Source organism: uncultured Ilumatobacter sp., from assembly GCF_963980585.1.
In the GTDB taxonomy this organism is placed as follows: domain Bacteria; phylum Actinomycetota; class Acidimicrobiia; order Acidimicrobiales; family Ilumatobacteraceae; genus Ilumatobacter_A.
This window is the reverse complement of sequence record NZ_CAXCAM010000008.1, coordinates 16,677-40,236: the sequence shown is the minus strand read 5'-3', so window position 1 is coordinate 40,236 and position 23,560 is coordinate 16,677. Positions and strand designations below refer to the sequence as shown.

Annotated in this window: 22 protein-coding genes; 10 read left to right on the top strand and 12 right to left on the bottom strand. The window is 63.8% G+C overall.

The genetic code is table 11. The features are described from left to right. Positions 1 to 26: 26 nt before the first annotated feature. The 3 genes from ACH2DW_RS04335 to ACH2DW_RS04325 all read right to left on the bottom strand — a co-directional run bounded on the left by ACH2DW_RS04335 (position 27) and on the right by ACH2DW_RS04325 (position 6,187). Complete coding sequence (locus tag ACH2DW_RS04335; RefSeq protein WP_394928486.1) at positions 27 to 2,945, bottom strand: UPF0182 family protein; 2,919 nt, start codon at positions 2,943 to 2,945, stop codon at positions 27 to 29. A gap of 11 nt (positions 2,946 to 2,956) precedes the next feature. Then, entirely contained in the window at positions 2,957 to 4,867 is a 1,911-nt protein-coding gene (locus ACH2DW_RS04330; protein WP_394928485.1) for a DivIVA domain-containing protein, read from the bottom strand. 75 nt (positions 4,868 to 4,942) lie between these two features. Continuing rightward, positions 4,943 to 6,187 (bottom strand): S16 family serine protease, encoded by a 1,245-nt coding sequence (locus ACH2DW_RS04325; RefSeq protein ID WP_394928484.1) that lies wholly within the window; start codon positions 6,185 to 6,187, stop codon positions 4,943 to 4,945. Between ACH2DW_RS04325 and ACH2DW_RS04320 the strand changes: the two genes are divergently transcribed. Together ACH2DW_RS04320 and ACH2DW_RS04315 are read left to right on the top strand one after the other, a co-directional pair. Further along, a complete protein-coding gene (locus ACH2DW_RS04320; protein ID WP_394928483.1) occupies positions 6,177 to 6,500 on the top strand; it encodes a hypothetical protein in 324 nt (107 codons plus the stop codon). The genes ACH2DW_RS04325 and ACH2DW_RS04320 overlap by 11 nt on opposite strands. A 2-nt stretch (positions 6,501 to 6,502) precedes the next feature. Next, on the top strand, positions 6,503 to 7,084 hold the full coding sequence (locus ACH2DW_RS04315) for a HEAT repeat domain-containing protein (RefSeq protein WP_394928482.1): 582 nt from the start codon (positions 6,503 to 6,505) through the stop codon (positions 7,082 to 7,084). 7 nt (positions 7,085 to 7,091) lie between these two features. On the opposite strand, the gene ACH2DW_RS04310 is transcribed toward ACH2DW_RS04315, so the two are convergent. Further along, positions 7,092 to 7,511, bottom strand: coding sequence for a GNAT family N-acetyltransferase (locus ACH2DW_RS04310; protein ID WP_394928529.1), 420 nt, complete (start codon positions 7,509 to 7,511; stop codon positions 7,092 to 7,094). Positions 7,512 to 7,612: 101 nt separating this feature from the next. Between ACH2DW_RS04310 and ACH2DW_RS04305 the strand changes: the two genes are divergently transcribed. After that, positions 7,613 to 8,476 (top strand): PAC2 family protein, encoded by an 864-nt coding sequence (locus ACH2DW_RS04305; protein WP_394928481.1) that lies wholly within the window; start codon positions 7,613 to 7,615, stop codon positions 8,474 to 8,476. 17 nt (positions 8,477 to 8,493) lie between these two features. Here ACH2DW_RS04305 and ACH2DW_RS04300 read toward each other — a convergent pair whose 3' ends face one another. After that, positions 8,494 to 9,201, bottom strand: a complete 708-nt coding sequence (locus tag ACH2DW_RS04300; protein WP_394928480.1) for an NUDIX hydrolase N-terminal domain-containing protein — start codon at positions 9,199 to 9,201, stop codon at positions 8,494 to 8,496. A gap of 61 nt (positions 9,202 to 9,262) precedes the next feature. Then, on the bottom strand, positions 9,263 to 11,617 hold the full coding sequence (locus ACH2DW_RS04295; RefSeq protein ID WP_394928479.1) for a [protein-PII] uridylyltransferase: 2,355 nt from the start codon (positions 11,615 to 11,617) through the stop codon (positions 9,263 to 9,265). 214 nt (positions 11,618 to 11,831) lie between these two features. Here ACH2DW_RS04295 and ACH2DW_RS04290 point away from each other — a divergent pair, with 214 nt between their 5' ends. Then, a complete protein-coding gene (locus ACH2DW_RS04290) occupies positions 11,832 to 13,106 on the top strand; it encodes an ABC transporter substrate-binding protein (RefSeq protein ID WP_394928478.1) in 1,275 nt (424 codons plus the stop codon). A gap of 77 nt (positions 13,107 to 13,183) precedes the next feature. Here the strand turns inward: ACH2DW_RS04290 and ACH2DW_RS04285 are convergent, their stop codons facing one another. Genes ACH2DW_RS04285 through ACH2DW_RS04275 form a run of 3 tightly spaced genes read right to left on the bottom strand, consistent with a single transcriptional unit; the run spans position 13,184 to position 15,625 of the window. Then, positions 13,184 to 13,837, bottom strand: a complete 654-nt coding sequence (locus ACH2DW_RS04285; RefSeq protein ID WP_394928477.1) for a chlorite dismutase family protein — start codon at positions 13,835 to 13,837, stop codon at positions 13,184 to 13,186. A gap of 38 nt (positions 13,838 to 13,875) precedes the next feature. Then, entirely contained in the window at positions 13,876 to 14,703 is an 828-nt protein-coding gene (gene fdhD / locus ACH2DW_RS04280) for a formate dehydrogenase accessory sulfurtransferase FdhD (protein WP_394928476.1), read from the bottom strand. Between the two features lie 40 nt (positions 14,704 to 14,743). Next, positions 14,744 to 15,625 (bottom strand): RimK family alpha-L-glutamate ligase, encoded by an 882-nt coding sequence (locus ACH2DW_RS04275; protein ID WP_394928475.1) that lies wholly within the window; start codon positions 15,623 to 15,625, stop codon positions 14,744 to 14,746. A 151-nt stretch (positions 15,626 to 15,776) separates the two neighbouring features. Between ACH2DW_RS04275 and ACH2DW_RS04270 the strand changes: the two genes are divergently transcribed. The 4 genes from ACH2DW_RS04270 to ACH2DW_RS04255 all read left to right on the top strand — a co-directional run bounded on the left by ACH2DW_RS04270 (position 15,777) and on the right by ACH2DW_RS04255 (position 18,977). Next, positions 15,777 to 16,949: an MFS transporter gene (locus tag ACH2DW_RS04270; RefSeq protein WP_394928474.1), complete on the top strand. Its 1,173-nt coding sequence runs from the start codon at positions 15,777 to 15,779 to the stop codon at positions 16,947 to 16,949. Positions 16,950 to 16,971: 22 nt separating this feature from the next. Then, positions 16,972 to 17,247 carry a MoaD/ThiS family protein gene (locus ACH2DW_RS04265; protein WP_394928473.1) on the top strand — a complete coding sequence of 92 codons (276 nt, stop codon included), beginning with the start codon at positions 16,972 to 16,974 and terminating at the stop codon, positions 17,245 to 17,247. Between the two features lie 48 nt (positions 17,248 to 17,295). Continuing rightward, the gene (locus tag ACH2DW_RS04260) at positions 17,296 to 17,892 is read left to right on the top strand and encodes a DUF1349 domain-containing protein (RefSeq protein ID WP_394928472.1); all 597 of its coding nucleotides are present in this window, start codon (positions 17,296 to 17,298) and stop codon (positions 17,890 to 17,892) included. Positions 17,893 to 17,972: 80 nt separating this feature from the next. Beyond that, the gene (locus ACH2DW_RS04255; protein ID WP_394928471.1) at positions 17,973 to 18,977 is read left to right on the top strand and encodes a glycerate kinase; all 1,005 of its coding nucleotides are present in this window, start codon (positions 17,973 to 17,975) and stop codon (positions 18,975 to 18,977) included. A gap of 24 nt (positions 18,978 to 19,001) precedes the next feature. On the opposite strand, the gene ACH2DW_RS04250 is transcribed toward ACH2DW_RS04255, so the two are convergent. Continuing rightward, positions 19,002 to 19,709 carry a LytR C-terminal domain-containing protein gene (locus tag ACH2DW_RS04250; protein ID WP_394928470.1) on the bottom strand — a complete coding sequence of 236 codons (708 nt, stop codon included), beginning with the start codon at positions 19,707 to 19,709 and terminating at the stop codon, positions 19,002 to 19,004. Beyond that, positions 19,706 to 19,972, bottom strand: a complete 267-nt coding sequence (locus tag ACH2DW_RS04245; RefSeq protein ID WP_394928469.1) for a DUF3263 domain-containing protein — start codon at positions 19,970 to 19,972, stop codon at positions 19,706 to 19,708. The genes ACH2DW_RS04250 and ACH2DW_RS04245 overlap by 4 nt, the downstream gene beginning before the upstream one ends. Before the next feature lie 65 nt (positions 19,973 to 20,037). Here ACH2DW_RS04245 and udk point away from each other — a divergent pair, with 65 nt between their 5' ends. Next, positions 20,038 to 20,694, top strand: a complete 657-nt coding sequence (gene udk, locus ACH2DW_RS04240; RefSeq protein ID WP_394928468.1) for a uridine kinase — start codon at positions 20,038 to 20,040, stop codon at positions 20,692 to 20,694. 91 nt (positions 20,695 to 20,785) lie between these two features. After that, positions 20,786 to 21,931 carry an acyl-CoA dehydrogenase family protein gene (locus tag ACH2DW_RS04235; protein ID WP_394928467.1) on the top strand — a complete coding sequence of 382 codons (1,146 nt, stop codon included), beginning with the start codon at positions 20,786 to 20,788 and terminating at the stop codon, positions 21,929 to 21,931. 27 nt (positions 21,932 to 21,958) lie between these two features. Here the strand turns inward: ACH2DW_RS04235 and ACH2DW_RS04230 are convergent, their stop codons facing one another. Continuing rightward, complete coding sequence (locus tag ACH2DW_RS04230; RefSeq protein ID WP_394928466.1) at positions 21,959 to 23,521, bottom strand: AMP-binding protein; 1,563 nt, start codon at positions 23,519 to 23,521, stop codon at positions 21,959 to 21,961. Positions 23,522 to 23,560: the final 39 nt, after the last annotated feature.

Below are 23,560 nucleotides of genomic sequence, written 5' to 3'. Positions count from 1 at the left end.
TGCCCCCACGAGCGCGCGGCTTGGTCTCAGTTCTGGAGGTCGGCCTCGAGAATCACGATGGCTTCATCAAGCCGCCGGCGGCCTTCATCGACCTTTGTCTGATACTCACCGAGGTTGCCGTCCGCAAGCGCTTCGTCGGCCTGCCGGAACAGATCGTCGGCAATCTGCAGGAGCTCGGCTGCGTCGGTCGACACAACCGGAGCATCGTCATCGGCCGGCGTTTCGGGATCATCCGGCGTCGGCTCGGTCGGCGAGCCGATGCTGTCACCGACATCACCTTCGAAACCAGGGAACAAGCGGGCGAGGCCCTCGCTGATGGTTTCCGTCAGCACCGAGTTGTCGTTGTAGGACACGATCACGAAACGGAACTCGGTGACCGAGTTGACCGTCCCAGTTTCCTGGGGCACTGCCACGTAGTACGGCCGCACGTAGATCAGACCGTCGCCGACAGGAACGAGCTGAAGGTCACCGAAGCGCACCTTCGAGCCGCCGGCATCCTGGTTGTCAAGCGAGATGCGCTCCGAGATTTCGGATTGCGACTCCGCGTTGCCAGCCACGCGTAGCGGGCCATCAGGCAACTGACCATTGCGTTCCTGCACCTCGTAGCTCGTGAGCATGCCGTAGTTGTCGGGATCACTCGACGCAGTCATGTACGCCTGCAGCTGAGTGCGCGTGTCGCCAGTCGAGAACGGCACGAACGGGCGCAGAATCACGAACTCTTCGCTGCGCGGTTCACCCGGCAGGCTCGTGTCGAACATCGTGTAGTACGGCACGAATCGAGCCGCATCAGACTCCGTCGCAAACGTCGACGTGGCCGCAGAGGGCGCCGACGCATCGCTCGTGGAGTTCACGCTATTGCCGGTGTTGGAAGTCGGCGACGATCCCGGTGCCTGAGCGACCGACCATGCGTTGCCATCGCGCTGGAAGAACAGCGCCGGATCAATCCGGTACTTCGAATAGACGTCGGTTTGGATACGGAACAGGTCTTCGGGATACCGCAGGTGATCAGCCAATTCGTCGGGCATCTCACTGAACGGCGTGAACAGATCGGGGAATGCACTGCGCCAGGCCCGGAGAATGGGGTCTTCGTCGTCGACGACGTAGAAGGTGACCTGACCCGTATATGCGTCGACCACGGCCTTGACGCTGTTGCGGACGTAGTTGTCGCTATTCGACAGGCCGGACTGGGACGAACGCTGCACGTCGCCGATCGACTGGCCGTACGGATAGCGACTGGTGGTCGTGTACCCGTCAACCACCCAGACGGCATTGCCGTCGACGCCGACCGGGTACGGGTCAGCGTCGTAGGACAGGAAGGGTGCGAGCTTGTTGAGACGGTCGTTGACTCCGCGCACCCAGAGCATCTGCGAGTCGTCCTCGATCGCCCCGGAGCCGATGATGTTGTAGTCGAGGAAGGCCAAGGCAAAGGCTCCACGACGGGCGAAGGAGTTCATCCGCACGCCCTGGTCGCCTTCGTAGGTGTGGGGCTCGTCGCACTCACGCTCGGTCGACCCGGTGTTGGCAATGCCGTAACCGCTGAGCTCCGGGCTGAAGTACAGCTCGGGGCGGTCGAGTTCGATGGTGCGATAGTCCGGGCGTTGATTGGCCTGCACCTTGCTCGTGGGCGCTGCAACAAGCCCGCACCCGCGAGTATTGATCAAGTGCCGACCCTGCCAGCCGATGTTGCTGATGCCGGCAAGGTCAAGCTCGCGAGCTGCAACCAGCACTTGCTCGGTCTCTCCGTCGAGGGTGTACCGGTCGACGTCAAGGTCGTCAATGCTCAGGCCGGCGACTTCGCCGCGGTCGACCAGGAACCGCGTTTCCATCTCGGTCGGATTGAGCAAGCGGACGTTGCCGAGTGGTTCGAGATCAGCTTCAACCTCACCTGCGGTGAGCGTGCCGAACTGCACGTCGCGAATATCCACGCCCGTCAGCCCCAGCGCCTCGCGCGTGGCTTCGACGTTGCGTTCGATGTAGACCTGCTCGCGGGACTCCTGGTTTGGGTTGACGATGAGCGATTGGACCACGGCGGGGTAAATCACCCCGCCGACGATGGAGACGATGAGCCACAGGGCCGAGGCGAGCAGCGGCAGGCGCCACGAGTCGGTCTTGATCACCGACAGGTACAGCCCTGCAGTGAGCAACGCAATCAGAATGAGCAGCATGATCGCCGGGATCTGCGCGTTGACGACTGAGTACGTGGCTCCGTCGACGATGCCCCTGGTGCTGTTGGTCAGCTCGTAGCGGTCCAGCCAGTAGTCGCCTGCCTTGAGCACGGCAAGCACGGCAAGCAACACCGCGATGTGTGCCTTGGTGGCATGGCGCACCGCCGGCACGGGCGACACGAACACGACGCCACCATTGAGAATGTGTGCAGCTGCGGTGAACAGCAACACGAGAATGACTGCGACGAACATCCAGTCGAGCAGGAACGTCAGGAACGGCAGCTGGAAAACATAGAACCCGACATCGGCACCGAATTGCGGGTCGGCGACGCCGAACGATTTCGAGTTCCGGAAGAGCAGCCATGATTGCCACTGCGCCACTGCGGGAAGCGCAACCACGATTGCCATCACGAACGCGGACGCATAGCGCACGAGTCGCAGCCGCTGACCGAACACCTCGTGGAAGCGCTCCACGTACGGGTGGACGTTGGCTGGGAACGACGTCGGTGCGGCGCGATCAGCGATGAACAAGTTGGCGAACGCCAGCAGGAGGAAAGCGAGGAAGAACAGCGCGAACAGCGTGAACTTGGCGCCGATCACGCCCCAAAAGACATCGCCACGGTCGAGGGCGTCGTGCCAGAGATAGTCGACGTAGAACCGTGCGATGGCGCGTCCGAAAATCAGGACGAACATGAACAGTCCGCCAAAAGCGATGAGGACGCCACGGCCGCTGATGCGTCTCCGTGGACGATCGACCGGAAGGTCTTGTGAGCGCCGCATTGGCGCTGAGATTACCGGTCCGCGGCAACCAACAGGCAGCGGCAGCCCGGATGCGCGGGAGCAAATGAGTCACCCGTCGGGAACTCTCCACCCGCCGCGATGGCTCCTTCCAGCGCATTGTCATCGCAATCGGGGCATGCAGCGAACCGTGTATCCACTTCCCAGACGATGGGCGTACCCGGGTCAAAACCAGCCAGGACGCCCCGCCCGTGCGCACATCGCATCACATCATCGAGCGTTTCGTCGATGTACTGGGTCTTCCATTCGCGGTACACCGCACGCACCTTTTTGGTGACGACGGCGTTGTCGCCCTCGCCTTCGGTGATGCATCGGGCCAGGCGGTCGCGCAGCGGCATCACGAGCCACTGGATCAGGGCATCGTTGGCGACACCGACGGCGTCGGCCGCCAACGCCTGACGGATCTTGCGATCGACCGTGCGGGACGTGGCACTGCCTCGGTGGACTGCCTCCAGCAGATCCTCCCCAATCGCACCGGTGTAGTGGGAGGCGTGCTCGCCCACTTCCGGCAGCAGTGCGTCGATCATGTGAACGGCGTCGCTGCGGCGAAGCGCATCGAGGACATCGTTCTGCTCGTCGGCGAGTGCCCGTTTGAGCTTCTTCGCGCTCGACACGATCAGCGGCGTGATCACCTCGTCGCGATGCTCGAACGCCGTTTGCTCGACCTCGGCAGCATCTTCAGCCGCATCTTCAGCCGCATCTTCAGCCGCATCTTCAATGGCATTGTCCGCCGCGGTCACCCCGGCGACAGCCGTCTGATCATCGGGCGCATCGACCGCCACATCGGCTGGCAAGACCGCATTGTCGGCATCGGCATCGGCATCGGCATCGGCGCGATCCACGTCTGTGGTATCGGCACGGAGGCGGGCAAAGAGATCGACGACCACATGGTCGGCCTCTTCGTCGGCTTCGGCTTCGGCTTCGGCTTCGGCTTCGATCGTCTCTGTCTCGGCATTGACGTCGTCGGAGGAATCGTCATCGACCGCCTCTGCACTGTCATTGACATCGACCGCCTCAACGTCGTCGATGTCGGCCACGTCAGCACTGAGGTCGACGGCATCGACGCGGTCGTCATCGTTGATCTCGATGATCCGCAGCCTTGTGGTGGCATCGACGGTCGGCTCGTCCGCCGTGTCGACAGATTCCTCCGCCGGAGCCTCGACGGCGCGGGTGCCGGAACCGGGCGTCTCGGCGCCATCGGGGCGCGGCGAGTTGGCGATCATCACCGGGAGCGGGCCCGTGGTCGGTGTGAGATTGACGTACTCGTCCGGCTCGCCCAGCGGCTGCATCTCGGCGACGACGTCAACAGCAACGAGACGAGCGCGCTCGAACGCCTGCGTCAAACGATCGCGCCCGTGGATGAGTTGCTCGATCTGCTCGCGTGCAAGTTCACGCCGGCGAGCGAGCTCGCTGAGCACCCGCTCACGATACGCACGCGCCTCGTTGACCATTTCGCGACCTTGCTGCTTGGCCATCGACAACTCTGACTCGGCGTCAGCGCCTGCATCTGCCCGGCGGCGCGACGCCTCGATATCAGCTTCCTCACGCACTCGCGAAGCTTCGTCACTTGCCTCGTGGAGAAGCTGCGCGGCAGCCTGTTCGGCTTTGTCGCGGATCTCGTTGGCGCTCTCGCGGGCGGTCGTCAACACCCGAACCGCTTCCTCGCCAAGCATCTGCGTCATCGTCGCCTCGTCGACGCTGCCGCTACCGGCTTCAGCCTGTGCTGCGTGCAATTCGCGTTCGAGAAAACGCTCGCGTTCACTCAATCGGCCGAACTCGGCAGCCACCATGCGAAGAAAGTCGCGGACCTCGGCCTGGTCGTAACCGCGACGGCTCGTGCCGAAGGAAGCGTCAGCGATCGACGTCGGCGACGACGGGTCAGGGCGGGAAAACGACATGGCCATATCGCAACGGTACGCGCCCCGGCAACCGAGGTGGTGGCAATGGTCCGAAGCGCTCCGGCATCAACGATGAGGTGCTCAAGTTGCGTCGATGGCGCCAATCGGCACAAGTGGGTCGCCACCGAGGGCTTCGAGCGCCGCGAGCGCCTCCTCCAGATTGGCCACCGGCACGATTTCGACGCGGCCATGGCCCGCGTCGTCAAGCTTCTGGCGGAGCTCGTCCTGCCCCTCCGCCAGCTCTCGCTGAGACGCCGGAACAAGGAACACCTCGACGCCGTGTTGCAGCACAGCATTTGACTTCTGCGACAGACCGCCGATGGGACCGACCGAACCGTCGAGCGAAATGGTGCCCGTGACGGCGATGTTCGTGCCGCCGGTCAGCTCACCAGGCGTGAGCTCATCGATCAGCGCCAGCGTGAACGCGAGTCCAGCCGATGGACCGCCGATTCGCCCGGTGTCGATGCTGACCTCGAACGGCAACGTGACCACACGAGTATCGAACGGGCGAAACCCGATGATGGTGCGGTCCGGGTCATCCGGCGATGCTGCGAGTTCGACCGTTACATCGAGGATGCCTTCGTCAGGCCGGCGGATCTTCAGTTCGACCACGTCGCCCGGCGCTTTGCCCTCCAGGACAGCGGACAGGTCTTCGACCGAATTGAGCACGACACCCTCAGCCTCGAGAATCGTGTCGGATGGATCGATGGCCAAGTCCGACGGGAAGAACTCCTCGCAGAGACCGTCGTCACCCAGCGTTCGACACAACACCTCTTGCACCACGACTTCACCGAGGCTGATCTCCGGCTCGTAGCCAGCCGCTGACAGCGCCACGAACTGGGCTTCTTGCGCGGCGGTGCGCATCTGCTGCAGCGCCGCAGCGCGCCGCTGCGAGGCGGTGCGGACACCGAACTTGTCTTCCTCGGTGAGTAAGTCGATCGCCGGGTCACCACGGCCTGCGAACCAGCTGAGGAGGGTCTGTTCAGGTGCGCTGACCGTGACGAAGAAGAAGTCTCCTTCAGGCGCAAACCGTGGGACATCATCAGGCAGATCGCTGCCGAACAAGACACGGTCGTTCACCGACTCAGCTGATGCCGGGACCTGGGCATAGGGCGCTTCCTGCACTTCCATCGTTCGCCGGTTCTCTTTCTCAGCAACCACCGTCGCCGGGATGAGCGCTGCGGCACAGATCCCGAGCAAAGCGACCAACCCCAGGACGGCCGGGACCCACGCCCAGCGCGAGCCAGACACGATGGTGTCTGCGGTACCCAGTGGCGTTGCGGGTTGCGGAGTGTTGAGTACCGTGTCGTTTGTCGTGTCAGTCACAGATCTCACCACTCAGGCCGGTTGGATGGTCGCACTCGCCATCGCGGCGCTGGTTGCTGCTGGGTGGCGCAAGACTGCCAGAGCGACGCCCCAAACACCACGCAGGGAGCCGGTTGTTCGCAGAAAATGGGTGCCGATCGGCGTTGCTGAGACCACTGTGCCGCTGTATCGCCGGCCCAACGTGCTTCGCCGCGCCTGGGCAATCGTCGCGAGTTCCGGCATTGCACTCGTGCTCGGCGCCGTGCTTGCCATCGTCATTGCGTTCGGTGTTTCGTACGCGGTGATCACGCTGACCGACTTGCTCAAGCAGTGACCATGCCCGATCGCCGAGCAGTCGCGATTGCTGGACACACTGGCGACGCAGTCATTGCTGCCGCAGGCCTGGCTGGCGACGCTGCCGTTCGGGCAACCGCCCTCGGCGCGCTCGAGCGACTCGGCAAATTGACCGACGAACAGATCATCACCGCGCTCGACGACCACGACGTTCGGGTCCGCCGCCGGGCCGCGGAAGTCGCCGCGACACACCCCGCCGTTGATCTCGTCCCGACGCTGTCAGATACCGACCCGAACGTGGTGGAGACTGCCGCATGGGCGTGCGGCGAGCACGAGTCGAACCGGCCCGAAGTGGTCCGTCGGCTGATCGAGCTGTCGGCCGATGCGGCTGAACCGCTCGTCCGCGAAGCCGCCGTCGCCGCGTTGGGCGCAATCGGCGACCCGGCAGCGATCGACGTGATCATCGCAGCAACGTCCGACAAGCCCGCAGTCCGTCGCCGCGCCGTGCTGGCGCTCGCGCCGTTCGAAGGCGACCATGTGGATGCAGCCATTGACCGCGCCCTCGAGGACCGCGACTGGCAAGTCCGTCAAGCTGCCGAAGACCTCCGCCGCGCCCAGTCCTGAGTGGTCGTCAGAATTTGTAGCGGTACACGTTGGTGTCGCGCGCTTCGAAACCGATGCGTTGATACAAGCGGTTCGCTGCTTCTCGCGACGGACGGCTGGTGAGGCTCACGTCCTTGGCGCCTCGCGACTCTGCTTCGGCGAGCGCGGCCTCGTTGAGGAGTCGCCCAACGCCATGACCCCGTGCAGCATCATCGACGACAACATCTTCGATCCAAGCCTTCAGACCGGTGGGAATCCGGTAGAACGCAAGGGTCAGGCTGCCGACGATGACCCCATCGACGCGCGCGACGAACAACACCGTGTCGGCGCCGTCGACCAGCACTCGGAGCTGGTCGGCGTCAGGTGGCGGGGAAGATTGCGACAGCTGCGGAATCAGATGCGCAAACGCGGCAACCAACTCATCGTCAACGACGGCTGCCACGGCCACTGATGCACCGCTCTGCGGCACGGCAGGCACAGCCGACGGTGTCGGAACGGATGGGGACTGGCTCGACTCACTCACGGTCACTGGACGGTAGCGTGGTTCTTGTGGGGACCGAGCATGTTCGATGGCTGTCCGAACCGACGTTGACGCGCCCTGTACTGATCGCCGGGTTCACCGGTTGGAACGATGCAGGTGACGCATCGTCAGTCGCGTTGCGCACGATGATCGAAGCATGGGGCGCCAATGCGCTCGCCGAAATTGATCCTGAGCCGTTCACCGATTTCGCCACGGTCCGCCCTCAGGTCAAACTCGACGACGACCGCCAACGAAGCATCGTCTGGCCGACGGTCGGCGTGTGGTCGGTCTCGCTCCCCGGCACGGACGTCATCTTGGTGCTCGGGCCCGAACCAGCGTTGCGTTGGCGGGCATTCTCCGACCAGATCGTGGGGATCTGTGATCGTTTCGGGGTGACCATGGCGGTCTCGCTCGGTGCGCTGCTCGCCGATGTTCCGCACTCGCGGCCAGTGCAACTCATCGGCACCGCAACCGACGACACGCTCATCGAGCGCTTCGAACTCCAACGGTCTCAGTACGAGGGCCCCACCGGCATCGTTGGTGTCTTGCATGATGCGCTACACCGATCGGGCCTGGCCACCGCATCGCTCTGGGCCGCAGTTCCCGGCTATGCATCGCAAATACCCTCGCCCAAGGCAGCAATGGCTCTCGTCGAGCGTGCGTGCACGATGATTGGCACACCGGCACCTCTGCAAGCCCTCGCCACCGGCGCGGCCGAATACGACGCACGCGTTGCAGCGCTGATCGGCGACGACGACGACATGGCCGAGTACCTGTCACGGCTCGAAGAGATCGTCGACGACGTCGACGACGGATCGATCAACACAGCCGAGCCGGTCGACTCCGAAGAATTGATGAACGAAGTCGAGCAGTTCCTGCGCGACCAGGAATAACTGCCTGGCCAGTTGAGTCAGTCGGCCTGACGCCAAATCGGACTACGCACGTCATCAAACGTGGCGGGGGCCTGAACACCGCTGATTGCATCAAAGGCCATCGACGACCACCATCCGGCTCCAGCCGTGGCCTCCGGAAGACCTCCATTCGGGAACCAGCCGACATCGGCAGTCTCAAGCGGGTGCGGTTCGAGCGCTCCGCCGGTTGCCCGGCAGTGAAAGAGCAGCATGTACATGCCGAAGCGACTGAAGCCCATGCGCTGGCCGTCAACCACACCGAGAAGTCGTGTCGGCTCGCACTCGATGCCCGTCTCTTCGTGCACTTCCTTCACCGCCACCTCCGCAGGCGAATAGCCGACATCAGCCCAGCCTGTTGGGTACAGCCAAATCCCTGAGTCCTTCCGCTGGACCAGGAGGATCTCATCGTCATCGTTCCCGACGATGGCACCGATCGCCACCTTCGGAGTGACGTATCCGGGCACTCCCTCCCCAATCGACTCGACCCATTCACCGACGAACTCATCTCGAACGCTCTCGCTGCGCTCATCGCCTCGTGACGCCGCCTTGATATCGCCTGCGACGTGCAGGACCTCTTCGAATCGCTCCCGTTCGTAGAGGTTTTCCGTGAACCCCATCCCGGTACGCGCGATGCCGGCTAGCGCCTCGCTCCATCGCGCCAGGTCGTTCACCAAGTTGGGCGTCGGGTCATCGTCAGCGGTGGTCACAGACGAGAACGCTACGACATGGATTCGACCTGGGAGTCATCCGCCGATCGATGTCGGCCAATCAGGCCACCGCATGCAGGAGCGCCCGCTGAATCTCCTTGCGGTGAAACTTGTCCGTCACAAGATCGCCGGCCGACGTCCGGACATAAAACGTATCGACCACTTCCATGCCAATGGTCTGCACGCTCGCGTGGCGGATGTCGAGGCCAAGCTCGCCGATCGCCTTGGTGATGCGGTGCAGAATGCCAATCTTGGTAACGGCTCGGACCTCGATCACCGTCGCGTTGCTCGACGCATCGTCGTGGAAGACGACCTTCGGAGGCCCCGGCTGTTCAGCCTGCGTGCGTCGGCGGCGCCGATAGGTCTTGGCTCGCTCGACAAGACGCGCCTCAATCGCGAGTTGGTGGGCCAACGCTCGTGACAGATCAGTCTTCAGCGACCGCCAGTTCATGCCCGTCTCGGGCAACACGATGCGGAACTGTGACGCCGCCATGCCTTGCTCGTCGGAATGCGCGCTGGCGGTCAGCACGTCGAGGCCGTGCAGCGAGAGCACCCCTGCGACTTGACTGAAGACACCCGCTGAGTCCGGGCTGACCACGGTGATCAAATCGTCGCGTCGTCCAACCGCAACCTCAGCAGCAGCCATGAGAAGCAGCGTCTCGGCATCAGGGAACAGACGCCACGTCACCTCTGCGACGTCGCCGCCGCCGAGGACGTGACGCACACGTGCCGCGAGCTCATTGACCAGTTCTTCCTTCCACGACCCCCATGCCGAGGGCCCAGTGGCAAGCGAATCAGCCTCTGTGAGGGCGTGCAGGAGATCGAGCCGCTCGACGCTGCCCAGAGCGTCGGCAACTTGACTGATCGTCGCCTCATCGGTCAAGTCGCGGCGCGACGCGACGTCGGGAAGAAGCAGGTGGTGCTCGACCATTGCGACGAGCGTGTCGACGTCGGCCGGCGTGAGGCCGAGCTTCGGACCGACCTGGCGAACCAGGTCCATACCGACGATCGTGTGGTCGCCCGGGTATCCCTTGCCCAGGTCGTGGAACAGTGCGCCCAGCACCAAGAGGTCGGGCCGCGACACTCGTCCGACGAGTTCGGCGGCGTTGGCCGCAGCCTCCCACAGATGACGATCGACGGTGAATCGGTGATACGCGTTGCGCTGCGGCTTCGAACGGTTTGGCTCCCATTCAGGGAGCAGCCGAGCAAACAACTCACGCTGATCGAGCGCTTCGAGCACGCGAATCGACCGGTGCCCCTCAAGGAGCAGCGCGACCAGCTTGTCCTTCGCTCCGACCGGCCACGTTCCCGTCCACGGAGCAAGCTCCTCGTGCAGGCGATCAAGTGTCGACCGCCCAATACGGCAGTCGTTGCGCGCTGCTGCGACGGCGGCCTGCAACACCAGCGTCGGATCCGACGCCGGGTTCGCAATGTCTGAGAGTTCAATCTCGCCATTGCGCAGCACGATGCCCGACGAAATCGCGCGGTCCGGCGGGCGATCATCGCTCGCCACCGATCGCCCCCAGTTTTCATCGACCAGCCACGCGATGGTTCGGCCGGCCGCAGCGACGTCGGCCATCAGCGCGTCGGCGTCATCCCACCCACCTGTTGCCGATGCTGCGTCCTGATCCTCAAGACGCAGCACGTCACCGGGGCGCTGCGTGGACAGGTGCAGCGCGACACGTACGCCCAGCAAGGTGTCGTAGCAGCGATCGAGCTCGACGAGATCTTCCGGCAGAACTGCCAGGCCGCTCTCGCGCGCCCACATCAGTGACTGCACGTCGCGGAGCCCTCCGTGTCCGCTCTTCAGGTCGGGCTCAAGACGGTATGCCACGTCGCCCGCCTGGTTCTGGCGTTCGCGCACTCGCGAACGGAGCCCCCCGAGAAATCTGTCGGCATGCATGCCCCATGACGCGTTGCCGCGCTCGATGACTTCGCTTGCAAGCGACTCGTCGCCGGCAAGCCAGCGCGCAGTCAACAACGCCGTCGCAGAATCGAGATCGTCAGCTGCCAGCGTCATGGCTTCCTTGACGCTGCGAACCGCATGCCCAAGTTTGATGCCGGCATCCCACATCGGATACCAGAGCGCGCTGGCAATCGGCTCGATTGCCGCCATTGCCTTCTTGCCCTTGACATCGTGGACGAGCAACACATCGAGATCGCTTTGGGGCGCAAGCTCCCCGCGTCCGTAACCACCCACCGCGAGGATGGCGAGCCGCCCCTTGAGCTCCGGGTTTGCCTCCACGGCTTGCGCGAAGAGCTGACGAACCCATCCGTCGGTCACATCTGAGAGCGCGCGGCAGTAGTCACGGCCGCCACCACGGAGCCCAATGCCACCCGCACCAGCCGCACGAGCGGCCTCGAGGTGGGCAGCGCGATCAGCCGCTGTGACAGTCAGCGCATGGCCAGCGGTCACGTGAGGTCGGCGTGAGTAAGGACAGCGAGGCGGACGCCGTCATTGTCGGCGGTTGCCGCGATCGGGGGGATGCCAGTTGATGCGTCGATGACGAGATCATAGGCGTCGAGGTCGATTCGGAGTTGTTGTCATGGCTTCGCTGATCCGGATCACGGTGAGGTCCAGCGCAGCGATGCCCAGCGACGTGTCGCCGCGCCTTCTACTGTGCAACCCAATGGTTCGATTCCGCCGCTTCCACGTGCGTCGCCACAGTCTTGCTGTGCTGGCGATCGCCGCGGCTGCTTGCACCCCCGGCAGCGATGCTGCGCCCGAGACGACACAAGCTGCAAGTACGACAACGTTCCCAGCACTTGATCAGTCAGACGGCATTCTCACCATCGGGCTCCTGCTCCCCTCGTCCAACCCGACCTTGGGTCAAGGCCTGATCGACGCTGCCAACATTGCTGTCGATCGGATCAACGATGCCGGAGGCGTCCTCGGCCGAAATGTTCGAGTTGTTGAGCAGGACGAAGGGCTGGGCGACGGCACCGCCGCGGCCAGCATCGCTGCACTCCTCGAGTCGACCCCCAGCGTCGATGCCGTGATCGGCCCGTCGTCATCGCTCGTCGCGCTCAGCCAGCTCGACACGCTGGTCGCTGCAGGCATCCCGTCGTGTTCACCCACAGCGACGGCGCTCGCGCTCGACGACTTCCCCGACGAGCGATTGTTCTTCCGCACGGTGCCGAGCGACTCGCTCCAAGCGGTTGCCGCCGCTGATCTTGCTGAACGAACTGGCGTCCAGGACGTCGCCGTCGTGTACATCGACGATGCGTACGGCCGGCCATTCGCAGCCGCCGTCGAGGACGCGCTGGCTGCAGGCACCCGATCGGTGAGCCGCGTCGAGACCTACGGCTTCGTCCGCACAGACGGCGATCTCGCCGACAAAGCCCAACGAGTTGCCGACTCTAGGGCGCGGGTGGCGATTCTGCTCGCCGGGAGCGACGACGGAGCAGCCTTCCTCGAGGCACTTGACGACACCAGCTTCGGCTCGATCACCGACATCATCGTCAACGATGCCTTGCGTGATCCAAGCATTACACCGCGGGTTGAGGCCTTGGATCCGGCACTACGCGCACTGGTCCGGGGCGTGGCTCCGCAGGCACAGTCAAGCGACGCCGACCGCCCCTTCGACCCACCCGGCCTCTTTGCGGCCCAGGCCTTCGACTGCGTCAATCTGATTGCACTCGCCGCGTATTCAGTCGACAGTGACGACCCTGCGGAGTTTGCCTCGCAAATTCCAGCGCTCACTGTCGGAGGTCGAGTCTGCCTGTCGTTCGAGGCCTGTTCGGTGCTGCTCGACGAACCGCTCGATATCAACTACAACGGGCCTGATGGCATCACCGAACTCCTGGTGATCGGCGACCCCGCGCGAGCTCGATTCGACGTGTTCCGCTTCGACGACACCGGTCGCGCCGAGTTCACCCAAGCATTGGTTGCCGCACGTCGCTGACTCCGAGAACGCGATCATCGACGGAGTGCACCGAGCGCCGCCAAGCTGATTGCCGAGGACGCTCTCGGAGCGTGTTGTCAGAGGATGTTGTCGAGGTATTCGAGGTAGCCGACATAGAAGGCGCCGAACTCGCCGTACAAGGCGGATCCCTCGTCAAAGCGCATCGTGTAGACAACGTCCTTGATCACGTCGGGGCTCTTGGCAAACAGCGTGACGCCCCACTCGAAGTCGTCGAGACCGGTGGACCCGGAAATGACCTGGGCCACTTTGCCAGCAAACGTTCGCCCGCTCTTGCCGTGCTCCATCATCATTTCCTGACGACGGTCGTACGGAGTAGCGAACCAGTTGGCGGCGGCCTCGCGCTTCTTGCTCATCGGATAGAAGCAAAACGCGTTCAACCCCTCGGGCGGAATGGTCGGCGTGAGCCGCGCCCGAAGCATCTCTTCGGGCATGCCCTTGGCGTACTCCGAGACCTCGGTGATCGACACATAGCTGTCGACGATGTCGAGACCCGCGTTGGTGAGACTGGTCTGGAGCGCCCGAAGCGTGCGCCAGTCGGCGCACAACGCCATGAATGCGACGTCGCATTTGTGACCGAGCATCGCCGCGGTGATCACTTGACAGTCGGCACCCTCAGCGGTCTTCACTGCTGCAAGGACCGCCTCACGGTCAAGGTTCGGGGTCGGCTTGGCGAACAGATGCACGACGCTCAGGCCATCTTCCATCAACATGCGCTCACGCTATCGCCGGTGTTGACGCCGAGCAGTCGCTACTCAACGGCAGGCAGGCGTTCGGGCGCGTAGACGTTGAACGCCGAACCGCGGACAAAGCCTGCGAGTACCAGCCCGGCGCGCCGCGCCGCATCGACCGCCAACGACGTGGGGGCACTGACCGCTACGAGCGTAGAAAACCCGCCGGCCCACGCCTTTTGCACCATTTCGATGCTCGCCCGGCCGCTGACAAACATTCCCAGCCCCGTCGCGGGCACAGAGCCACGCGAGTCGAGCAGCATCGAACCAATCACCTTGTCCACCGCGTTGTGGCGACCCACATCTTCGCGTGTCACGAGGATCTCGCCATCGGCGCTGAAGGCTGCGGCGGCGTGCACCGACCCCGTCCGCTCGAACAGACCCTGCATGCCAAGCACGCGATCAGGGATACCCGCAACGATGTCGAGATCGATGGGCGGTGTCACAGGAAGCGAGGCCAGACGTGCCCACAGGTCGTCCAACTGCTCGCTGCCGCACCACCCACAACTCGATGACACGTTGCCCAGCCGAGGTGTCGGCTCAGGTGCTCGGCCACCGGTCTCGACGTTGACGATATTGAACTCGCTGTCGACGGGACTCCCGTCGGCGCAGTATCGAACGCCGATGATCGGCGCGCCGGCAAGCAGTCCCTCGGTGAAGCAGAATCCGGTCGCCAACTCGTAATCGTGGCCCGGGGTTCGCATGGTCGTGGCCACCAGCGCGCCGTCGAGTTGAATCGACATTGGCTCTTCGACGATCAGTTCGTCTGGCTCGCGGCGCGTCGTGCGTTCGGCACCGAGGCCTGCCACTTTGGTGATGATCATGCGCTCGGAGCGACGCCGTGCCATCGGTGCAGGCTACGGCAGAGCAGTGGGTTCCCGAGTGCGATCAGGCTGTGGTGGCGATGTACCGCAACCAGGCTTGAGCAGCGCGCACGTCACTCCCCACAGAGCTCTGAAAGTAGAGGGAGGGCTCAACAAGTTCGAGCTCCAGCAACACCGGACCGTTCTCGGTGGGCACCACGTCCACACGGGCATATGCCAACGGACCGAGCGCCCGGACCGACGGACAGCTCAACACGGCCTCGGCCAAAGACCGCTCCGCCTCGCTCGCTGTGCGGCCGCCGATCTCTTCCTTTGCGAAGAAGCCGCCCTCCAGTTCAACGTCGGTCGACACGAGAATCGCGCCCTTGCTAAACGCGTGGTCGTAGACCAGATCACCGCCATCACCCAGGTACACGAGCGCCGTTTCCCCATGCTCATCGATCATGTCGAGGTACGGCTGCACGATCGCCGCGTGTCCCTCACCATGCAGCGTGAGCACATGATCAGCGACTTCGTTCGGCATGCAGCGGCGCGCTCCATTCGAGCCTGCCCCCACGGCCGGCTTCACGACGAATACCTCGGCAGCGGGATCAACGCTGGGCAGGACATCACCGACTTCGACGAAGGTCATCGGGGCGACAGCGACTCCGTCTCGAGCCAGGTCGTTGAGGTAGTGCTTGTCGATGCTCCACGCGACTGCGGAGACGGGGTTGACAATGCGAGTCTGCTGAATCACCGCATCGAGCCAGGCCCGAAACTCGGCAATCCGGTCGGCATAGTCCCACGTCGAGCGCAAGATGATCGCGTCGTACCGCTCCCACTCGACGTTGTCGTCGTCCCAGCTGACGACCTCGACATCAGCACCGCCGTCGAGCAGCGCGATGCGCAGCGGCTCAAGGTCAGGGTCAAGCCCAGCGGCACCGATTGCCGTCACCAAACCAAGCACCGGGGAGAGGGTACGGCGGAACAACGACGGACACCACGCCACCGCTGATGACACACGTGAACTCAGCGACGCCGGCCGCAGTCCGCCTCAAGATGCGCTGACGGCACCTTCCGAGCCAGGCCCGAAGCCGCGACGGGCGTACCGTGCCCAGGTGGACGACGCGCTGACTTCCCAACGCGCGCAGCGGCTGCCGCTCTACATCGGCGGCATGATGGGACCGTTTGGCACGATCGTCATCCTGCCGATGTTCCCCGAACTCCGCGAGTCCTTCAATGCCTCTTCGGCCGCGGTCAGTTGGGGATTCACCATCTATCTCCTCCCGTTCGCTGCGGTCTTGCTCGTGTCCGGCACGCTCGGCGAACGGTGGGGGCGCCGACGCACCGTGCGCGGTACGTACGTCTTGTTCGCCGTGGCGTCGGTGGGATGCGCACTCGCTCCAAACCTGTGGATCTTCCTCGCCGCTCGGGCGCTGATGGGCGTCGCAAACGCATTCATCACTCCGCTGCTCGTTGCCGGCCTGGCCGAGGTGGTTGCTCCGGCGCTGTTCGGTCGAGCAGTCGGCGTCTACTCAAGCTTCCAGGCAGCAGGCGGAGCGCTGGCCCCGATCATCGGTGGGCTCGCTGCCGACACCAACTGGCGCTGGGCCTTCGTCGGCACGGCCACGATGGCTGCAGTACTCGCCTTCGTACCGCCCCAGGGCGAGCCCGCCGACCCTGCGGACGCGAAGGCGCGCCCCTCATTCCGGGCGCTACTCACCAAGCAGATGATCATCCTCGGCGTGGGTGTGATGGCTGCCGCCGCCGGTCCGATCGGCATCAATGTGCTCGTTGGCGTGACCGCACGCGACGACCTCGACCTCACCGGCAGGGAGGCCGGTGTCCTCCTGCTCGCGGGGCCCGTGATGGCCATGCTGACCGGACCACTGTGGGGCCGCCTGCTCGACCGGGTCGGCGCCCGCACCGCCGGACTGGCCGCTGTCACCGGAGCCACAGTGATCGCCGGGCTGCTTGGCTTTGCCGACACCCCAACGAGCCTTGCGGTCTTGTCTGCGGTCTCTGGGGCCCTCATCGGATTCGTGGCCGTCGTGTTCCAGGCACTCGCGTCCACCATCGTGCCCGACAACCGCGGTGGAGCGCTGTCGTTCATCCTCGCGTTCAGGTTCTTTGGACACGGCGTCGGGCCAGTGATCTGGATCCCCGTCCTCGAGCAGAACGTGCTCCTGGCGTTTCTCGGCGCGGCGTCACTGGGCATCATCACGATCGCGACGTTCTTTGCCGTGATCGAACCACGCCGGACCGACCTGCAATCCCGACCAGATCAGTAGGGATTCCCGATATCGTTGCTCTATGGCAGTGAACGTCCGAATCCCCACCACCATGCGTCCCCTCACCGGGGGTGAGAAGCTGGTCGAGCTCGACGCTGGCTCGCTGTCGAACGTGATCGCCGCGCTCGAAGCCAAGCACCCGGGAATGGGCGAACGGCTCCTCGATGATGACGGCGCGCTCCGCAAGTTCGTCAACATCTTCGTCGACGATGACGACGTGCGGTACCTCTACGGCCTCGACACCAAGGTCGACGATGGATGGACCGTGTCCATTATCCCCGCCGTCGCTGGCGGCTGAGTCCGCCGAGCGGCGAGCCTCCGGGGCTTGCCGCACTACGTTCGGCGTATGTCGCCGCACCCTCCGATACTCCCTGAGCTGACTTGGCTCGGCCAGCCGGGCAACGCCACCATCACCGACGACCACGTCACCTTGCCTGCGGGACCGGAGACCGACTGGTTCAACGACCCTGACGCGACGACGCGTCTGGCAACAGCGCCCGTCCTTCGTTTCACCGTCTCTGAGGATTGCCAAGTCTCGGCAAAGGTCACCGTCGACTTTGGAGCAACATTCGATGCTGGCGTGCTGTTTGTCCACCAGGGCGACGAGGACTACGCAAAGCTCTGCTTCGAGCGTTCACCGCTCGGCGACAACACGATGGTCTCGGTCGTGACGCGCGGCGTGTCCGACGATGCCAACGGACCAATCATCGAGGGCAATGTCGTCTGGGCCCGCGTGTCGGTGTACCGCGACGTCGTCGCCTTTCACTGGTCGAGCACGGGACACCGCTGGCACCTGCTCCGATTCTTCGCACTCCGCACACCGCACCGCGCCACCTCCATCGGGTTCTCAACGCAATCGCCCACCGGTCCGGGATGTACCGCAACGTTCAGCAACATCAACTACACGCCCGGCGCACCGATCAACATTCGCGACGGGTCCTAAGGCAGGACTGCACTTCCGCCCCACACACCTCATTGACCGACACGAGGATCGTCGTCGTCCGGTCACTTAAGGTGCGCCCTATGCGAGTCTTGGCGGCACCCGACAAGTTCAAGGGAACGGCCACCGCGCACGAGGTTGCTCGCACCATCGGGCACGCGTGCTGGGAGCGCGACATCGATTGCGTCGAGATTCCGCTCGCCGATGGCGGCGATGGACTCCTCGACGTGCTCGGCGGACCGAATCGCACCTCGACCGTGACAGGCCCGCTCGGTGACCCGATCGAGGCCGGCTGGCGGCTGCATCGCGACACTGCCGTGATCGAGATGGCCCGGGCGAGCGGCCTTGTTCTCGCTGGCGGTCGCGACGGTAACGATCCACTTGATGCGACAACGACGGGCACTGGTGAGCTGATCGATCAGGCGCTCGATCTCGGCGCTCGGCGCATCATCGTCGGCCTCGGAGGTTCGGCCTCAACCGATGGCGGATTCGGAGCGATTCGCGCCATCAACGCCGTGTCACGCCTCAAGCAGGTCGAGTTACTGGTGGCCTGCGACGTCAACACCGTGTTCACCGATGCGGCGGCCGTCTTCGGCCCACAGAAGGGCGCCTCGCCGGCCCAAGTGAAGATGCTCACGGGCCGCCTCGAGCGGTTGGTGCAAATGTTCGCCAGCGACTTCTCGGTCGATGTCACCACCATCGAGGGCGGCGGAGCCGCAGGCGGCCTCGGCGGAGCGTTGGCCGCACTGGGCGGGCGGCTCGTCGCCGGGTTCGAACTCGTCGCCGATGAACTCGACGTCTATGACCACCTCGACGTCGATCTCATCATCACGGGCGAAGGCCGACTCGACGAGTCCAGCTTCGATGGCAAAGTGGTCGGTGGCATGACGGAACTGGCACTCGAACACGACACGCCAATCGTCGCGATCGTCGGCGATGCGGACGATCGAACCGTCGAACATCACCGCAACCGAATCGACGTCGTGTCGCTCACCGAGTTGTTCGGCGCGGAACTGGCGTTGACCGAACCCAAGCAATGCATTCAGCGTGCCGCCGAGCAGGTACTCGGGCGAGCGTTATCAGGCTGACGCGACGACTCAGCTCTCCGTGGTCTACTCGTCGGCGGCAGGCTCAGTGGGAGCCACCACGTCGCCACCGGCAACCGGCGGTGACGTACCGAGATCTGGAGTTGTCTCCGCCGCAGCCTGTTGCGCCAGACTCTCAAGCGTCTTGTCGGCTTCGTTGTTGCCCAACATCAGCAGCACCCCGGCACCATCGAGAGAGCCGTTTTCGACCGGTGGCGGTGTCGGCACGACGTCAACGGCGACGCCACCGAGCGAGCGAGCGACAGACTCAGCTACGCCCAGGGCAGCGGTGTTCGTCGGGTCGTAGTAGACGATGCTGTCATCAAGGGTCACCGTCCCATTGACCGGCGAGCCCATGTTGTACCCAACATCAGCGAGCGACTCGGACATTCGACCGGCCGATCCGCCGACCGTATTGGCGTTGGCCACCACGACGGTGGCTCCTTCGGTCACGAGCGGCACCGTGGTCGTCGTGGCCACCGCGATCGTGGTGGTGACTCCGGAATCGAACGTGGTGGTCGGCTGGACATCGGTGACGACCGGGTCGCTCGATCCACCAGCCGACGAGGAATCGTCAGCAGTGAGATCGCGCAGGATCAAAAATCCCGCAATGACCGCCACGACGGCAAGCACGATGCTGAGTGTGGAACCGACGGGCGAGCCACCGACTCCTTGACGGGGAGAACGTCGGGTTGCCCCGACACCGCTCCCGGCGATGCCTTCTTCGTTGCTCATGCGTGGGCGCCCTCTCCGGAACCTGCGGATGCGATGCCGTCGATCCGCGCTTGACGTGCTCGGAGACGCAGTCGCTTGAGACGGCGCACGACCAGCGGGTCATGCTCCATTGCGGCGGGGTCGTCGAGCACGGCGGCCAGTTCGGCCTGATAGTTCTCCGGCGAACACTGAAAGCGCGCCCGGACCACTTGGTCGCGCGGCTCTTCGTTACTCCACCAGGATCGTTCGAAATCGAGCATGGCGGCATGTCGTTCGCTGAGCATCACTCCAAAGAATGCCTGGTCGACGGCGCAAATTACAAGCACCCCCCGAGATATGTTCAAGCTTCGTGTCAGATTCTTCATCGCCATCCGCCGAGAGCACCGCCGTCGATCGACCGTTTCTCATCGGTGTTGCAGGGGGAAGCAGTTCAGGAAAGACCACAATCTCGGAGCGTCTCGTCGATCTGACCGGCGAAGAACACCTGTCACGAATCGAACTCGACTCGTACTACCTCGACCGGAGTCACGAGCCGCTCGAGACACGCAGCGCCGCGAACTACGACCATCCCGACGCATTCGACTGGCCGCTCCTCAACGACCACATGGCTGCGCTCGCCAACGGCGCGTCCGTCGAAGTGCCGATCTACGACTACGCCGAGCACAACCGCAGCGGTCATACCCGCACCGTTCACCCCAAGAAAATCATCGTGGTCGACGGGATCCTCGTCCTCTGGGACCGGGCATTGCGCGAGCGATTCGACCTCAAGATCTTCGTTGATACCGCGCCCGACATCCGCTTCATTCGGCGCCTCACTCGCGACGTCGCCGATCGCGGCCGTACCGCACAGAGCGTCATCGACCAGTACCTCGAAACGGTCCGGCCCGCTCACGAGCGATTCATCGAACCAAGCAAGCGGTACGCCGACGTGATCATCCCCGAAGGCGGCCTCAACCGGCCCGCTCTCGAAGTACTCCTCGCCAGAGTTCGCGAACTCACTGTCTGAATCGGTCGAGTTCGCCTGACCTCGAATCTGATCGAAGTGGCCGATGTCCTGCGAGTTGAGCGAGTGACTTGGTTTGGGTGAGACTCAGCTCATGAACTCGATCTATGACGAAACCCACGAGCTGTTCCGGGAAAGCTTCCGGGCATTCGTTGACGCTGAGATCGTCCCCAAGTACCCGGACTGGGAAGCCGCTGGGATCATGGACCGTGAGTTGTATGTCGAGGCCGGCAAGCACGGATTCGTGGGCATGTCAGTTGCAGAGGAGCACGGCGGTGGCGGAACGACGGACTTCCGGTTCAATGCGATCATCGCCGACGAACTGGCCCGCCGTGGCATCAACGGCGCTGGCCTTGGCCTGACCCTGCACAACGACATCGTCACCCCGTACTTCATCGAGTACTGCAACGAGGAACAGGCCGCGCGCTGGCTCCCCGGCATCGCCTCCGGCGAACTGATCACCGCCGTTGCCATGACCGAACCTGGCACCGGCTCGGACCTCGCGGGCATCAAGACCACTGCCGTACGCGACGGCGACGAGTTCGTGCTCAACGGAGCGAAGACATTCATCACCAACGGCATCAACTCCGACCTGGTGGTGGTGGTCTGCATGACCGACGCCGAAGCGGGACGCAACGGTATGACGCTCCTCGTCGTCGAGCGCGGGATGGAGGGCTTCGAGCGAGGCCGCAATCTGGACAAGATCGGCCAAAAGTCCGCGGACACCGCTGAGTTGTTCTTCGCCGACGTTCGAGTCCCAGCGGCCAACGTGCTCGGCGAGGAAGGCAACGCGATGGAGTACCTCGCGTTCAACCTCGCCCAGGAGCGTCTATCGATCGGTCTCTTCGGAGTCGCCGCGGCACGGTCCGCGCTCGAGTGGACCGTCGAGTACGTGAAGGAACGCACTGCATTCGGCCAACCCATTGCGTCGTTTCAGAACACCAAGTTCGTGCTCGCCGAAGTCGCGACCGAGATCGCTGTCGCCGAGCCGTTCATGGAGCAGTGCATCCTGAAGCTGAACGAGGGCACGCTCAGCCCGGCCACCGCAGCAATGGCCAAGCTGCACGGTACCGAGCTCCAAAACCGCGTCACCGACCGTTGCCTCCAACTGTTCGGCGGCTACGGCTTCATGACCGAATACCCCATCGGCCCGGCCTACGCCGACGCCCGAGTGACGACGATCTACGGCGGCACGAGCGAAATCATGAAGACGATCATTTCCAAAGACGTCCTCAAGTAGCCACGCGCGCAAGTCGCTGCGCGACGCTCAGACGATCTTGTTGTCGCCTTCGCCCCAGTACCGGTCGCGCAACACACGCTTGTAGAGCTTGCCGGTGGGCAGCCGCGGTAGTTCTGGATCGAAGTCGATCGAGCGCGGCACCTTCTGACGCGAGAGGTGCGCGCCACAGAACTCGGTGAGCTCGCGGACCAGGTCGTCGTCACCCTCCACGCCGGGCATCAGCTGCACCACGGCTTTGACCTCTTCGCCGAGATCGACATTCGGCACGCCGAAGACCGCCGCATCGGCAACCTTGGGATGGGTGATCAACAGGTTCTCGGTTTCCTGCGGATAAATGTTCACGCCGCCCGAGATGATCATGAACGTCTTGCGGTCGGTGAGGTACAGGAAGCCGTCCTCATCGACGTAGCCAACATCATTGACCGTTGTCATCGAGCCGTCAGCTGACGTCGACTCGACAGTCTTGGCGGCATCGTTGTGATACTCAAACTCGCTACCCGACTTGAACCACAGCGTGCCCGGCTGGCCAAGCGGCAGCTCGTTCATGTCGTCGTCGGCGACGAACACCTCACCCAACACGATCTTGCCGACCGTTCCCTTGTGCGCCAGCCACTCCTCACTGTTGCACGCCGCAAACCCGAGCCCCTCGGTCGCGCCGTAGTACTCATGGATGATCGGGCCCCACCACTCGATCATCTGCTCCTTGACCTGGACTGGGCAAGGCGCAGCCGCATGAATCGCGATTTCAAGTGAGGAAAGATCGAACTGCTCGCGCTCTTCGATTGGCAGTTTGAGCATTCGGCTGAACATCGTCGGCACCAGTTGGGTGTGCGTCACGTTGTACTGCTCGATCAACGTGAGGTACTCGAGCGGATCGAAGCGTTCCATGACGATCACTGTGCCGCCGCGCCGAATCGCGAGATTGACCGCAGCCTGCGGCGCCGAGTGATACAGCGGTGCGGGCGAGAGATAGATCATGTCGTCGCGGTACTGCCAGAGGTTCGAAAGAAAGTCGAACAGCGGCAGTCCCTTGGCCGGTGATTGTTCCGGCAGTGGGCGGATGATTCCCTTCGGCTGACCGGTGGTGCCCGAGGAGTACAGCATCGAGGTACCGAGCAGCTCGTTCTCGATCGGTGTCGACGGCTGCGATGCCAGGGCCTCGGTGTAGCTCCGAACGCGATTGTCGTCGACACCGGACAGATCAGGATCACCGACGACCAAGACAAGTGACACCTGCTCGAACGTCGGAAGTGCCTCGAGGACAACGTCGAGTTTGGCTGCCGAGGTGATCAGCACCTGCGATTCGCTGTTGTTGACGATGTAGGCCATTTCATCCGCGGTGAGGTAGGAGTTGATGCACGTGTAATACAGCCCCGAGCGCTCCCCTGCTCCGCTCGCTTCGATGTGCCGGTCATTGTTCTCCATGAACACCGAATAGTGATCGCCCGGTCCCAATCCGTGCGCTGTGAGAAGGTGCGCCAACCGATTACACCGCTCGTCGAGTTCACGGTGGCTGACCGACGCACCGTTCGACGCCATGATGAACGCCGGACGATCCGGATGCTTCGTGACATAGGTGCCTGCGTACATGGTGTCCCCCAGAGAGATGTCGGCGATGCTGTGACCTAA

What these genes read in the sequence shown, in the direction of transcription:
- ACH2DW_RS04235 (WP_394928467.1), top strand. Translation starts at nt 20,786, where the DNA reads ATGAACTCGATCTATGACGAAACCCACGAGCTGTTCCGGGAAAGCTTC.
- ACH2DW_RS04315 (WP_394928482.1), top strand. Translation starts at nt 6,503, where the DNA reads ATGCCCGATCGCCGAGCAGTCGCGATTGCTGGACACACTGGCGACGCA.
- ACH2DW_RS04330 (WP_394928485.1), bottom strand. Translation starts at nt 4,867, where the DNA reads ATGGCCATGTCGTTTTCCCGCCCTGACCCGTCGTCGCCGACGTCGATC.
- ACH2DW_RS04230 (WP_394928466.1), bottom strand. Translation starts at nt 23,521, where the DNA reads ATGTACGCAGGCACCTATGTCACGAAGCATCCGGATCGTCCGGCGTTC.
- ACH2DW_RS04260 (WP_394928472.1), top strand. Translation starts at nt 17,296, where the DNA reads ATGTCGCCGCACCCTCCGATACTCCCTGAGCTGACTTGGCTCGGCCAG.
- ACH2DW_RS04245 (WP_394928469.1), bottom strand. Translation starts at nt 19,972, where the DNA reads ATGCTCAGCGAACGACATGCCGCCATGCTCGATTTCGAACGATCCTGG.
- ACH2DW_RS04255 (WP_394928471.1), top strand. Translation starts at nt 17,973, where the DNA reads ATGCGAGTCTTGGCGGCACCCGACAAGTTCAAGGGAACGGCCACCGCG.
- fdhD (WP_394928476.1), bottom strand. Translation starts at nt 14,703, where the DNA reads ATGGCACGGCGTCGCTCCGAGCGCATGATCATCACCAAAGTGGCAGGC.
- ACH2DW_RS04290 (WP_394928478.1), top strand. Translation starts at nt 11,832, where the DNA reads ATGGTTCGATTCCGCCGCTTCCACGTGCGTCGCCACAGTCTTGCTGTG.
- ACH2DW_RS04265 (WP_394928473.1), top strand. Translation starts at nt 16,972, where the DNA reads ATGGCAGTGAACGTCCGAATCCCCACCACCATGCGTCCCCTCACCGGG.
- ACH2DW_RS04250 (WP_394928470.1), bottom strand. Translation starts at nt 19,709, where the DNA reads ATGAGCAACGAAGAAGGCATCGCCGGGAGCGGTGTCGGGGCAACCCGA.
- ACH2DW_RS04335 (WP_394928486.1), bottom strand. Translation starts at nt 2,945, where the DNA reads ATGCGGCGCTCACAAGACCTTCCGGTCGATCGTCCACGGAGACGCATC.
- ACH2DW_RS04285 (WP_394928477.1), bottom strand. Translation starts at nt 13,837, where the DNA reads ATGTTGATGGAAGATGGCCTGAGCGTCGTGCATCTGTTCGCCAAGCCG.